The organism is Allostigmatella hybrida (assembly GCF_020103775.1).
In the GTDB taxonomy this organism is placed as follows: domain Bacteria; phylum Myxococcota; class Myxococcia; order Myxococcales; family Myxococcaceae; genus Hyalangium; species Hyalangium aurantiaca.
Window position 1 is genome coordinate 70,359 of the sequence record NZ_JAHXBH010000028.1, and the last position, 12,270, is coordinate 82,628.

The 12,270-nt window shown below is 68.1% G+C and carries 11 protein-coding genes; 5 read left to right on the forward strand and 6 right to left on the reverse strand.

Annotated features, from left to right (window positions below; genetic code table 11):
- Together KY661_RS30285 and KY661_RS30290 are read left to right on the forward strand one after the other, a co-directional pair.
- Entirely contained in the window at positions 1-681 is a 681-nt protein-coding gene (locus tag KY661_RS30285) for a hypothetical protein (protein ID WP_225413510.1), read from the forward strand.
- 64 nt (positions 682-745) lie between these two features.
- The gene (locus KY661_RS30290; RefSeq protein ID WP_398577269.1) at positions 746-1,780 is read left to right on the forward strand and encodes a radical SAM protein; all 1,035 of its coding nucleotides are present in this window, start codon (positions 746-748) and stop codon (positions 1,778-1,780) included.
- 17 nt (positions 1,781-1,797) lie between these two features.
- Here KY661_RS30290 and KY661_RS30295 read toward each other — a convergent pair whose 3' ends face one another.
- The 4 genes from KY661_RS30295 to KY661_RS30310 are packed head-to-tail and all read right to left on the reverse strand — an operon-like array spanning position 1,798 to position 6,980.
- The gene (locus KY661_RS30295; protein WP_225413512.1) at positions 1,798-3,510 is read right to left on the reverse strand and encodes a metallophosphoesterase family protein; all 1,713 of its coding nucleotides are present in this window, start codon (positions 3,508-3,510) and stop codon (positions 1,798-1,800) included.
- Positions 3,489-5,261: a GMC oxidoreductase gene (locus tag KY661_RS30300; RefSeq protein WP_225413513.1), complete on the reverse strand. Its 1,773-nt coding sequence runs from the start codon at positions 5,259-5,261 to the stop codon at positions 3,489-3,491. The genes KY661_RS30295 and KY661_RS30300 overlap by 22 nt, the downstream gene beginning before the upstream one ends.
- Entirely contained in the window at positions 5,258-5,917 is a 660-nt protein-coding gene (locus KY661_RS30305) for a hypothetical protein (protein ID WP_225413514.1), read from the reverse strand. Before KY661_RS30305 ends, KY661_RS30300 begins: the two co-directional genes overlap by 4 nt.
- A 10-nt stretch (positions 5,918-5,927) precedes the next feature.
- Positions 5,928-6,980, reverse strand: a complete 1,053-nt coding sequence (locus tag KY661_RS30310) for an alpha/beta hydrolase (RefSeq protein WP_225413515.1) — start codon at positions 6,978-6,980, stop codon at positions 5,928-5,930.
- 191 nt (positions 6,981-7,171) lie between these two features.
- Between KY661_RS30310 and KY661_RS30315 the strand changes: the two genes are divergently transcribed.
- Positions 7,172-8,221, forward strand: coding sequence for an isopenicillin N synthase family dioxygenase (locus KY661_RS30315; protein WP_225413516.1), 1,050 nt, complete (start codon positions 7,172-7,174; stop codon positions 8,219-8,221).
- Positions 8,222-8,425: 204 nt separating this feature from the next.
- Here the strand turns inward: KY661_RS30315 and KY661_RS30320 are convergent, their stop codons facing one another.
- Complete coding sequence (locus KY661_RS30320) at positions 8,426-10,630, reverse strand: RCC1 domain-containing protein (RefSeq protein ID WP_225413517.1); 2,205 nt, start codon at positions 10,628-10,630, stop codon at positions 8,426-8,428.
- A gap of 496 nt (positions 10,631-11,126) precedes the next feature.
- Between KY661_RS30320 and KY661_RS30325 the strand changes: the two genes are divergently transcribed.
- Both KY661_RS30325 and KY661_RS30330 read left to right on the forward strand, forming a co-directional pair.
- Entirely contained in the window at positions 11,127-11,564 is a 438-nt protein-coding gene (locus tag KY661_RS30325) for a DUF2383 domain-containing protein (RefSeq protein ID WP_225413518.1), read from the forward strand.
- A 219-nt stretch (positions 11,565-11,783) separates the two neighbouring features.
- The gene (locus tag KY661_RS30330) at positions 11,784-12,002 is read left to right on the forward strand and encodes a hypothetical protein (protein WP_225413519.1); all 219 of its coding nucleotides are present in this window, start codon (positions 11,784-11,786) and stop codon (positions 12,000-12,002) included.
- Here the strand turns inward: KY661_RS30330 and KY661_RS37810 are convergent.
- Positions 11,980-12,270: an RICIN domain-containing protein gene (locus KY661_RS37810; protein ID WP_225413520.1), complete on the reverse strand. Its 291-nt coding sequence runs from the start codon at positions 12,268-12,270 to the stop codon at positions 11,980-11,982. The genes KY661_RS30330 and KY661_RS37810 overlap by 23 nt on opposite strands.

Consider the following 12,270-nt stretch of genomic DNA (forward strand, 5'->3'; position numbering starts at 1 on the left):
ATGGCCACCAAGACTCGACGTGTCTTCACTTCCAAGAAACCCGGTCTCCGCGAGCCCTCGACGCCGCCCCTGGTCTTGGGCCGCAAGGCGTTCCGCCAGAGCATGGTGGCGCTCTTCCAGGAGCTCGACACGGATGAGAAGGCCCAGCAGCGCTTCATCCAGGACCCTTCCGGCATCATCATGGACCGGGTTTTCCAGGAGAAGTTGCCACCGCAGCGCGCCTCCGAGGCGAACCGCCTGCTCTTCTCGGTGCTCGCCAACAAGCAGTTCTTCCGCTGGATGGACCAGTACGCGAGCGAGAACAAGGGGCGGCGGGTCAGCAAGGATGAGTTCAACCAGGACTTCGCCAAGGCGCTCCTGGAGTTCGGAGACCACGAGCTGCTGCTGAGCGTGGTGAGCAATGCGAGCACGGGCTTCGGCATTCCGGGCATGGGAGACCGTGCCCAGCAAATCCTCATCAACAACGCGGCGGGGACGGCCGTCGCCACGCCTGTCAACTCGCCGAGCACGAGCGACCAGACCCTGAGGTCCAGCCAGAACTTCAACGGCCTGGGCTTTGGCGATCTGGGCCAGCTCGTCAACCCCGCCATCCTGCGCTCGATCTCCGAGCAGCTGCTCGCCCGTGCCCAGGAGTTGAAGGACGTGGGCGCGCTGGCCGATCTCTCCGTCCAGATCCGGTGAGGACCTCATGCACACGTCCCCATTGGCGGCCGGTTTGTTCCAAGGGCGCAAGACCTTGTCCATCATGCCCACCTTCACGTGTCCCGCCGCGTGCAAGGACTGTGGAACGCTCAGCAGCCCGAAGGATCGGACCCGCTTGTCCTTGAGCACCATGCTCGACGCCATCCATCAGGCGAAGGAGCTGGGCTTCTACAATGTGGTCTTCACCGGAGGGGAAGCGACCTTGCGGTGGGATGACTTGTTGGCCGGCATCGCCGAGGCGCACGCGCTCGGGTTTCCCACGCGCATTGTCACCAACGCGCACTGGGCCCACTCCCGCGAGGCCGCCCACGAGAAGATTGCCCGGCTCATGGACGCGGGCTTGTCGGAGATCAACTACAGCACCGGGGATGAGCACGTGCGCTTCATTCCCCTGGAGCGGGTGGTCCACGCCACGGTCGCGGCCGTCGAGCGGCGTCTCCAGACGCACATCATGGTCGAGCTCCGGGCCGAGCGCCGCGTCACCCGGGAGCTGCTCCTCGGACAACCCGCCATCGCGGCGCTGGCCCCGGAGCTTCGGGAGTCTCTCCGGGTCATCGAGAGCCCCTGGATGCCGCTGGCGCCGGGGGAGACGGAACGCTACCCGGACCACGTCGCCGTGACCGCGGCCAACCTTCCCAGCCGGACCGGCTGTGACAGCGTCTTGCAGACCTACACCCTGCAGTCCGATGGCCGGATTGGCTCCTGCTGTGGTCTGGGGCTTCGCGTCATCCCCGAGCTGAACGTGGCCACGGCGGGTGAGGGCAGCGCGTTCCTGAAGGAGGCCATCGAGGCCGCGGAGAGTGACTTCCTGAAGCTGTGGATCCGCTACAAAGGGCCCGAGAAGATCCTGGCCTGGGCCGCCGAGCGGGACCCCTCCATCCAGTGGGAAGGCCGCTTCGGCCACCACTGCCAGGCGTGTCAGATGCTCTACCGGGATCCGCGCGTCGCACGGGTCATCCGCGCGCACTACAAGGAGATCGTCGCCGAGGTGATCCAGAGTGCCTGGCTGGATGAGCGGTATGCGCCCTCGCGGTTGCGGCGCGAGGCCTCTCCCAGCCAGCTCGATATGACCCGCTGAGCTGCCCGCCAGCGGCGTCACAGGACGATGGGGGGCTCGATGAGCGCTGGGGGCGTGGCCCGCCGCTCCTGGGGATCCGCGATCCACGTCGGCTCCCGGGCGGTCTCTCCTGGCTTCCACGCCCGGGGCACGCGCCGGATGCCGACGGGAAAGATGCTCAGCTCCCCGTTCCTGCCGATGTGCAGCCGGATGAAGTTCTTCCAGTCGGGGATTGCCAGGGAGGAGAACGCCTCGTTCGCGTGGGCGCCGAAGACGTTGAGCGAGAGGAGCAGGTAGAGGCCCATGAGCGTCGGTCCGGCCAGGAAGCCGCCCACGAAGAAGAGCCCGGCGCTGAGCAAGTCCCTGCCTGGGCTCCGGAAGGGCAGATGCAGGACGGAGCCCATCAGGTGCGCCACGCCCACGGCGAGCAGGAACACCGCGGCCAGGTGCGCCAGGCCGTGCAGCCCCCCCGCGGCCCAGCGCCAGCGGCCGAAGCTTTTGTCCGCGAAGCCGATCAGCCCCAGGAGGGCAAGCACGGTGATGAGCACGAGCCCCGGGCTGGAGAGCAGCGTGAGCCCCACGAGCCCCAGGGACTGCGGCACGCTCGCATCGCCGAGGTTCACCGGGAGCGCCCAGGCCAACAGCAGGTAGAGCAGGCCAGTGAGCAGCCCAAACCGGGGGCTGGTGGCCGCGAGCCCGAGGTTGCGCCAGCACAGCCGCCGGGACTCCTGGGGGCTCGGGAAGCTCTTGCGCGGGGTGAAGCCCTCCCGCAGCGTGGCCTCCGTCCGGTATGCGTGGGTCGGGTGTAGAAAGGCACCGCCTCCTCCGGCGACGATCTTCTGTCTCCCCTCCGCGTTGGCATGGCGCTGGTAGTGGTGAATATCTCCCGCGAGGAAGACGCTGACCTTCTTTCCCAGCACGTGCTCTTCGAGGTAGCGGAGGTTGTTCTCCAGGCGGAAGCGGCTCTCCTGGGAATGCGTCTGGGCGGCCAGCCAGGCGGGCTCCGCCAGGCACAGGATGATGCGGTCGCCCTCACGCATCTGCTTGGCGAGCTCCTCGAAGTAGGAGACCTGGGGCCGGTCGATGTCCGACTCGAGCTGCATGTCCACGCCGAGCAGCCACCACCCCTGGGGCAACTTCACGGAGAAGTAGCTGCGGCGCTGGTGGGTCTTGAACCCGTCAAGGGTGCGGCCCTGGCAGAACAGGCGCATGAAGGAGACGAGCCCGTCATACCAGTCATGGTTCCCCGGGACGGCGAACAGGTGGGGCGGCCGCCGCTGCCCGCGAATGGCACAGACCCAGGGCTGGAGGGTCCGCTCGACGTACTCCGCCACGCTCGCGGCCGGGTACACCTCGTCCCCACCGAACACGAGCAGCTCCCCGCCGCGCGTCTCATAGGTGGCTCCTGAATCGTCCCGCACCGCGAGGGTGGGGTGTGAAACCGCCTGGGCCACCGCGTAGGTGGAATCCCAGCCGTCCCCCAGGTCCGAGACATAATCGAACCACAGCTCCTCCCGGGGGGTGCCCGCCGCATCCACGGAGAAGTCATAGGGCTTCACCTCGGGAGCCGCCAACGCGTCGAGCAGCCGCCGGTCGGCCTGCTTTCCGATCGTGGCGGAGATGGAGGCCCTCAGGCCTGTCTTCGCGAGGAGGAGGGGATCCAACCAGGACACCATCTTCCGGCCCGGGGGCCGGGGCGGCGCAGCGGGAGAGGACGCTGGCACGCTGCCTACGTGCGCGTGTGAGGCCATGGCGCTTCCTTCACGGGGACATGAAACGAGGGGTGAGAAGTGGGGCGGCGGGCGCGATCGATGAGGTGATCGGCGAAGCGGTCGGCCAGGGCCGCGATGGTGAGGCTGGGGTTGGGACCGGTGGGGCCCGGCATCACCGCCCCATCGGCCACATAGAGGCCGGGGTGGTTGAAGACCTGGCCATGGGCGTCCACGACGCCTTGCCCGGCGGTGCGGCCCATGGGACAGCCGCCGAGCGGGTGCACGGTGATGACGCGGCTGAGATAGCTGAGCGGGTTGTGGATCAGCTTCCCTTCGAGCGCATCGGCGATCTCCGCCATGGTCTGGCGGACGCGCCGGAAGTAGCTGGACGAGCGGCGCATGCTCCAGTCGATGTCCAGCAGCCCGTCACGGTTCAGGGTCATCCGCCCATCCGGGATGTCCCGGCCCATGGCGAGCAGCGGCAGCGAGCTGGCCGAGCCCACGCAGTCGCCGAGGACGCTGGCGATCTCGGCGCTCACGTCGGTATCCCGGCTGAGGCCGAGCCACCCCTTCACGAGCCGCTGGCCCAGGCTCATGAAGCGGCGCAGCAGGGCGAGCTGGCCGCTGCCCTCGTAGAGCCAGTTGACGAACTCCGGGTAGCCCGCGTCCTCCACGTAGTAGCCGCGTCCCGTGCCCCCTTCGGCGGCATCCCGGATGTGGAGGGCGCTGGTGATGACCGGGCCGTGGCCCCCATTGAGGATGCGCGGCTCGCGCTTGCCCTTGCTGCTGTCCGTACACTTGAAGAGGAACCCCAGCAGGTCGCCGTTGCCGCAGAACCGCGTCCCGAGCTGGCCGCTGAGCCCCGGGAACGCCGCCCGGTTCTTGAGCAGCAGGTACGTCGACCCGAAGGTTCCCGCCGCCAGGACGAGCTGGTCCGCGGAGATGATCGTCCGGGGCAACATCGAGCTGGGCACTTCGGGCCGCTCGCCCTCCCGGGCCTCCGAGTGGTCCACGTACTCGACGGCGTACTCATCCCCCTCGGGCCAGAAGGCCTTCACCTCGGCCCGGACGCGCAGCTCCGCCCCGAGCCGCTTCGCGGCCGAGAGGTACGTGTAGTCGAGCGTGTTCTTGCTGCCGTAGTTGCAGCCAATGTCACACTCGCCACACAGCCGGCAGGTCAGGCGCGTCCGCCCGTGCAGGTTCGGGAACCGCTCCCGGATGGGCTCTCCCGGCACGGGGCGCTGTCCCGGGTTGGCGAACGTCACCCCCAGCGGTGGGAGCTGCCAGTCGTCCTCAAGGCCCATCCGCTCGGCGGCGAGCTTCATCGCGATCGTCTTCGAGGTGTGGCGGTAGGGCTCGTGCTCGAAGGGGTAGCGCTGGGTCCCGAGCATCTTCTCCACGGCGTCGTAGTGCGGCTCCAGGTCCTCGCGGGTGACGGGCCAGTCCTCGTATCCGCCGTCCCGCGGGTCCTCGTGGACGAAGGTCTTCTCGTCCTTGCGTAGCAGCACGTTGGCATAGATGAGCGAGCCACCTCCGAGCCCGCTGGCCACCACGCCGCCCAGCCTCTTGAAGGACCACAGGTTGAAGAGCCCGTGCAGTCCCATGCTCGGGTCCCAGAAGTTGCTGCGCATGGCATAGGGGCTGCGAGGGAAGGAGCCGGGCGGATAGGCCTTGCCGCGCTCCAGGAGGCAGACGCGCAGGCCTGCCTCCGCCAACCGCCAGGCCATCACCGAGCCGCCAAAGCCCGAGCCGACGATGATGGCGTCAAAGTGTTCACGGCGTGGGTTCACAGGGGGGCTCCGGTTTCTTTGCCGGAAGGAGACAGCGGCTGGCTCGCCGCCGCATCGGCCCTGCGGGCAAGGGGGAGGTAGACTTCCCAGAGGGCACCGAGGAAGAACTGGCCAAAGTTCATCACGGCCTGGAGACCGGCGGGCCCCTCGCGGGACGAGCGCATGCTGGAGACGAGCTTGAGCAGCTCTCGCAGGCCCAGCTTGAGGACGCCCGCGCCCACCGTGGGGCCGCGCTCGTCCGGGCCTTCATGGAGCCGGCAGTAGAGCCGGGTGGTGTCGTGCCACAGATCCGAGCCTGGATCGTCGTGGATCGTCTTCGTGCCCGCCAGGTAGTACTCGCGGCCCTGGTGCTCGAAGGCCATGCCATAGGTCATCAGCCGGGTGTCTGGGCTGTCTCCAGACTTGAAGAGGTTGAAGCGCCCCCGCTTCACCGGGAGGTTGTCGCCGAAGGGCGGATAGGAGACGTGGGCGGCGAGGTGGGCCTCATGCTGAGGGTCCCGGATGAACGCCTCCATGTCATCGATGCGGATGGTGGCGTGGAAGGTGAAGGGGGTGGGGTGGCCCTGGGTGGCCCCCGTGAGAGGATCGGTCTCGTGAAGTGCCAGCGGACCGGACATGGTCTCGCGGAAGGTGAAGTCAGAGGCAGGGGTTGTCATGGGCACTCCGTTACACCGGCCTGTCCAGCTCGGCTTGGATGAGAGGAAAGACGTCCTGGGCTGCGTTCTGGCCCATGAAGATGTCCAGGTGCCCGTACCCGGGAATCACGTGCAGCGCGTGGTAGCCGGGCCGGTGCCGCGAGAGCTGCGCATGGGTGCGCCGCTGGCTCTCGGGCAGGAAGCACCGGTTCAGGGCTCCGGCGAGAAAGACGAAGCGGGCGTCCGTCTCGGGCGGGCGCTCGGCCACGTCCTCGGGGAGTTCCCGGTAGCCCTCCACCGGCACCAGCTGCCCCGCGCGCAGGCACTGGGCCATCTGCTGGAAGAAGGTGAGCGGTACCTGGGCGAACTCGTGCTTCAGCCACTCGTGCGTCTCGGGGTTGAGGTTCTCGTGGCGCCAGAGCGTCGGGAACCCCGTGCCGTACGTGAAGCTCGCCAGCCTGCACACGGTGTTGTCACACTCTCGATGGGTGGCCTTCACCAGCAGGGTGATGGCCCTGGCGACGGCACCCTTTGCCTCCAGACCCCATTGAGGGTTCAGGTGGTCCGTCAGCCGTGCCACCACAGGGAGGGCGTAGCGGGCCTTCCAGCCCGCCGAGCGCGGCACCTGGGGATGCAGGGAGACGGCGTTGCTGACGATGACCTTCACCTGCGGGACGAGCCCCGCCACCGCCGACAGCATGAAGCTCGTCGAGCCCTGGCAGTGGACGATGGCCTTCACCTCATCCCAGCCGGTTTCCCGGACGATCGTCTGAATGGCCTTGGGGTGGTCGTGGACGGCGGCCTGGTCGAGCGTCCATGCGTTGGGTTCGAGGTCGATGCTCGCACGCCAGTTCTCCAGCCACACGTCGTGGCCAGCCGTCACGAGCGCATCCACGAGGGTCTGCTCGACAGGCGCGCGGAAGATGTTGGCGCGCACGCCTGCCCCATGGACGAGGACCACGGGACCCTTGTCCGGCGCTCGCTCTCCGCGGACATGAACGAGGTTCAACTGCCGTCCATCTCCGGCCACGAAGGGCACGACGCGCTCCGTGCAGCGGGGAGGAGAAGGGGATTCGGTTCGCATGAAGGCTCACGTTTCTGGCTGAAGGCACACGGCGCTCTTGCCCTGCCGCGCCTGTCTCACCGCGATGGAGTACCCTCTCACTGAATGTGATGGCGCGGTGTTCTCCTGCGGAGCCAGGCGGGCAGCCATCCGCTCACATCGTGCTAGGGTGTGCTCCGCGTTCTGCGGACGTCCCGCGAGGAGCCCTCCCCATGAACACCGCCTCCGCAGCCGATGGCTTCGACCGTCTGCCCGTCATCGATGTCCGCGCGCTCACCGATGTTTCCTCGAGTGCGGCGGCCCGGAAGGCCGTCGCCACCCAGATTGGCGCGGCCTGCCGGGAGAGCGGCTTCTTCTATGTCGTGGGCCATGGCGTTGACGCGGGGCTTCAGTCTCACCTGGAGGACTTGAGCCGCCGCTTCTTCGCGCTCCCGCTGGAGGACAAGCTGGCCATCCGCATGGCGCTCGGCGGCCGTGCGTGGCGCGGGTACTTCCCCGTGGGGGGCGAGCTGACCTCCGGCCGCCCGGACCGCAAGGAAGGCCTCTATTTGGGTTCCGAACTCGGACCCGGGCACCCGCTCGTCCGGGCCGGGACGCCCCTTCATGGCGCCAACCTGTTTCCCCGCGAGCCCTCGGGCCTGCGCGACGCCGTCCTGGAGTACATGGCCGCGCTCACCCAGCTCAGTCATGTCCTCATGTCGGGCATCGCGCTCAGCCTGGAGCTGGCGGAGGACTACTTCGCCGCGCGCTACACGGCCGACCCGCTGGTCCTCTTCCGCATCTTCAACTACCCCCCTGGGGACGACACCGCCGAGGACGGACACCCCATCTGGGGGGTGGGCGAGCACACGGACTACGGCATGCTGACCCTCCTCAAGCAGGACGAGGCGGGAGGGCTTCAGGTCAAGTCGCGCCAGGGGGGCCAAGTGCGCTGGGTGGAGGCGCCGCCCGTGCCCGGCTCGTTCGTGTGCAACATCGGGGACATGCTCGACCGCATGACCCGGGGCGTCTACCGCTCGACGCCGCACCGGGTGCAGAACCGGGCGGGCCGTGACCGCCTGTCCTGGCCGTTCTTCTTCGACCCGGGGTGGACGGCGGCGGTCCGGCCCATCGAATCCCCAGCCCTCGCGGGTGCGGCGGCGGATGATGCCTCCGAGCGCTGGGACCGGCAGAGCGTGCATGCCTTCCAGGGTACCTACGGGGACTATCTCCTCGGCAAGGTGGGCAAGGTCTTCCCGGACCTGAAGACCGAGGTCCTGTGAGAAGCATGCGCGCAACCGAGGACGCCCCTGAAGCGGTCTCCACCACCGAGGCCTTGGGGCTGACGCGCCGGGGCCACCTGGGCACTTGTATTTCTCGATGACTCGAATGCGCTCCGCCGCCTGCGCTACGCCACGGCCCTCTTCGCGTTCCAGCCACACAACGTCATCACCCTGCACGGACACAAAGCCGGAGGCCTACCGGGTTCAGGGCAGGGGGACCACGGAGGGCGACGGATGGATGGGTGCGGATCCATCGCCCACCTGGCCATCCGCGTTGTTCCCCCAGCCCCAGAGGGTCCCATCCTGGAGTTGCACCAGGACGTGATGCCAGCCCGCGGCCAAGGCGGTGGCGTTCTTCACTCCCGGCACCTGCCGTGGCGTGGGCCGCGCCTCCTGGCTCCCATCTCCCAGTTGGAAGAGCTCGTTGGTGCCCCAGGTCCAGACGGTGCCATCGGCGAGCAGCGCCGCCGAGAAGGAGGTGCCCGCCGCCACAGCGGCGGCCTTCGTCAAGCCCGGCACCTGGACGGGCGACACCTGAGCGCCGGACCCGGGTCCGGTCTCCCCCTCGACGTTGGTACCCCAGGCCCAGACGGTGCCATCGCTTCGCAGCGCCAGGGTGTGGACCATGCTGGTGGACAGCGCGGTGACCCCTGTCAGACCCGGCACCTGCATGGGCACCCGCAGGTGTTCTCCCTCTTCCGGGGACCGGCTGAACATGTCACGGCCCCATTGCCAGACGGTGCCATCGGCGCGCAGCGCCACCGAGCGGTGTTGGCTGGCGTCCAGGGCGGTGATGTCCGTCAGTCCAGAGACCTGAACCGGCACGGTCCGCTCCCTCTCCGTGCCATCCCCCAACTCCCCGTACGCGTTGCCGCCCCAGGCCCAGACGGTGCCATCGGTGCGCAGGGCCAAGGCATGATCGCCGCCGGAGACCACCGTGGTCATGCCTGTGAGACCCGGCACCGGGTGGGGCGTGGTCTTACCCTGCCCCTCGTTAGAAGGCACCTGGAGGCCGCTGCCCCAGGCCCAGACGGTGCCTTCGTGGTCCACCGCCAGCGAGTGGTAAGCCTCCGCCGCCAAGGACTTGATGCCCGCCGGGCGGGGCAGCCGCACCGGCGCCGGTTGCGCCTCGGCGGCCGTCCCTTCTCCCATCTGCCCGGCATTGTTCTTCCCCCAGCCCCAGACGGCGCCGTCGCGGTCCAGCGCCAGCGTGTGGTACACGCCCGGGGCCAGGGCGGCGGCGCCCGTCAGCCCCTGCACCTGCACGGGGCGGGGGCGCTGGAGGGCTCGCTCCTTCCCGAGCTGGCCCTCTTTGTTGTCTCCCCAGGCCCAGACGGCGCCCGTGCGGTCCACCACCAGGGTGTGGAGGGTCCCCGCGGTCAGAGCGGCCGCATGCTCCATCCCGGAGATGGGCGTGGGCACGGTGGACGCGTGGGTGGTGCCATTTCCGAACTGACCGTACGCGTTGCTGCCCCAGGCCCACAGGCTGCCATCTTTCCGCTGCGCCAGCGAATGGCGCCCGCCTGCGGCCACCCGGGCGACGTCTGTCATCCCGGACACCTGCACCGGCGTGAGGCGGTACGTGGCCGTTCCATCACCGAGTTCGCCATACCGGTTCAAGCCCCAGGCCCAGACGGAGCCATCGGCGCGCAGCGCCAGCGTGTGGTCGAAGGACGCGTCTAGGGCGATGACGTCCGTCAGCCCGGGCACCTGCACGGGAGCAGAGCGGCTCTGGTCCGTTCCATCCCCGAGTTGACCGGAGTAGTTGGCGCCCCAGGCCCAGACGGAGCCATCGGCGCGCAGCGCCAGCGAGGAGTCGCCCCCCGCGGCCACAGTGGTCACCTCCGTCAACCCTGGCACCTGCGCCCAGGTGCGTCGCGATTGCCTCGTTGCATCCCCGAGCTGACCATAGTTGTTGAGGCCCCATGCCCAGACGGTGCCATCCTCACGCAAGGCCAACGAGTGCCCGGCGCCCGTGGCCAGGGCCTTGATCCCGGTCAGCGCGGACAGCCGCACGGGCGTCAACTGCTGGAGGAGGGGCGTCTCCCCCAGCTGGCCGTCCCGGTTGTTGCCCCAGGCCCAGACGGAGCCATCGGCGTGCAACGCCAGGGAGTGGAAGCCCTTCGCGGCGATGGCCACGATTCCGCTCAAGCCGGGCACCTTCACGGGCCTGTCCCGGGTCTCGGTGGTTCCGTCTCCGAGTTCGCCGTGAGCGTTGCGTCCCATGGACCAGACCGTGCCGTCATCGCGGAGGGCCAGGGAGTGCCCAGTGCCCGCCGCCACGCTCAGCGTCTTGGCCGGTAACTTCTCTCCCGGCCCAGGGAGAGGGGGCGCTGGGGGCGTTCCATCCGGTTGCCCACAGCCCACCACCAGCCACACACTCAGCCACACTCCCAAGATTCGGCTCATCATCCAGCTCCAGAATTCGTGTTGCCCCGAACGGGCCGCACCCCGGCTCCAGCCGGACCACGCCCCCTTCCAACGCGACGGAGCCGTAATCTTCCCCGCTCACCCTGAGAATGCTGAAACCGCCTGGGCGGGAGGGGGCCGCCGTGGTCTTGCGTGGGTGGCATGAAAAAATTGTCTGCCGCCTCGCGGAGCGGTGAGGCGGCTCCTCTGGATGGGCCTCCCATGCCTGCTGTCCTGCCAGGTGAGCAAGGCGTCGAGGCCCGGCAGGGACGGCCCTGGGGCTTCCCGTAGTCCCGTGCTGATGGGTTGGGCGCCGTGGTCCACGGGTGCCTGGAAGGCGTTACGGCAGAAGCGCGTCAGTTGAAGGGGGGGAGGGGCCTGGGACACCCGCTCGTCTGCTGGGGACGGGAGGAAACAAGTCTTCGTTGCTGAATCGAGGGCGCGCCTCACCTTTGTTCCCAGCGGCTTCACATCACGGACTTCAAGGAACCATGTCATGGCCAATACCGACATCGATGCGCTGAACTCCTTTTTGCGGGGTGAGTTGTCCGCCGTGGAGACCTACCGGCAAGCAAGCAAGCACATCAAGAGCGACCTCGCTCGTACGGAACTGGACGCGTGCAGGGAAGACCACGAGGCCCGTGTGGCCGCCATCAAGGAGCGCATCCAGAGTCTGGGGGGCCAACCCGCTGACAGGTCCGGGCTGTGGGGCACCTTTGCCAAGGCTGTCCAAGGCGGCGCGGACTTGCTGGGCGAGAAGGCCGCCATCGATGCGCTGGAGCAGGGCGAGGATCACGGCTTGGCGGACTACAACCGCGACATGGACAAGCTCCACGGCGCCGCGCGCACCTTCGCACGCCAACAGTTGTTGCCGGCCCAGAAGCATACGCATGCCCGGATCAGCCGTCTGAAGCACAACCCGAACCTGCACTGAGCGCAGTGGTTGCGCGGCGCCGGACATCGCAAGGCGCCCATTCCGGCTTCGATGCCCAGCGGATGAAAGCCCTGGGCCTCCTCCTGCAACGTCTCAACTGGAGCCTCGCAATCCTGAGGCTGTGGTCCCTCCTCGCCTGGGGGCGAGGAGAAGCTGGAGCAACAGAAGACTGTTGGCAACGTGAAGGGCTATCACACAGCGATTTCCAAGGAGATGACCATGTCGATCGGTGGCGTTGCGAGCCAGCTGACGGGTGGAATTCGTGGCAACACGAAGATGGAGAACGATTGGATTAACGGGGCGCCGGCCGAGATGCGCCCGCAGCTGCAGGCGCAGCTGGAGATGCAGAAGATGCAGGAGGTCGTGCAGATGATCACCCAGATGATGAAGGCAATGCACGAGATGTCGATGAGCATCATCCGCAACATCGGCGGGTAATCTGGTGGTGGGGATTGCCCCGGTGTCTGCTCACCGTCGCTGAGGTACATCCAGCGAGGGAGAGCCACCCAACCGGGGCAGGCTCACCTCGCTGCAAGTCATACGTCCACAGATGCACCACGGTGCCCGCGACGCCCTTGCTTCCATCGACGTGGAGGCACTTGTTGTGCTGGGCCCAGACCCACCGCTTGCCCTGGAGCACCCACTGCTGGTTGGCATTGCCCGCCATGCACGCCCAGAGGTGAATCCGGGTGCCATTGGCGTCCAC

Coding starts and splice junctions, on each gene's coding strand:
- KY661_RS30285 (WP_225413510.1), top strand. CDS start 1: ATGGCCACCAAGACTCGACGTGTCTTCACTTCCAAGAAACCCGGTCTC.
- KY661_RS30290 (WP_398577269.1), top strand. CDS start 746: ATGCCCACCTTCACGTGTCCCGCCGCGTGCAAGGACTGTGGAACGCTC.
- KY661_RS30295 (WP_225413512.1), bottom strand. CDS start 3,510: ATGGCCTCACACGCGCACGTAGGCAGCGTGCCAGCGTCCTCTCCCGCT.
- KY661_RS30305 (WP_225413514.1), bottom strand. CDS start 5,917: ATGACAACCCCTGCCTCTGACTTCACCTTCCGCGAGACCATGTCCGGT.
- KY661_RS30310 (WP_225413515.1), bottom strand. CDS start 6,980: ATGCGAACCGAATCCCCTTCTCCTCCCCGCTGCACGGAGCGCGTCGTG.
- KY661_RS30315 (WP_225413516.1), top strand. CDS start 7,172: ATGAACACCGCCTCCGCAGCCGATGGCTTCGACCGTCTGCCCGTCATC.
- KY661_RS30320 (WP_225413517.1), bottom strand. CDS start 10,630: ATGAGCCGAATCTTGGGAGTGTGGCTGAGTGTGTGGCTGGTGGTGGGC.
- KY661_RS30325 (WP_225413518.1), top strand. CDS start 11,127: ATGGCCAATACCGACATCGATGCGCTGAACTCCTTTTTGCGGGGTGAG.
- KY661_RS30330 (WP_225413519.1), top strand. CDS start 11,784: ATGTCGATCGGTGGCGTTGCGAGCCAGCTGACGGGTGGAATTCGTGGC.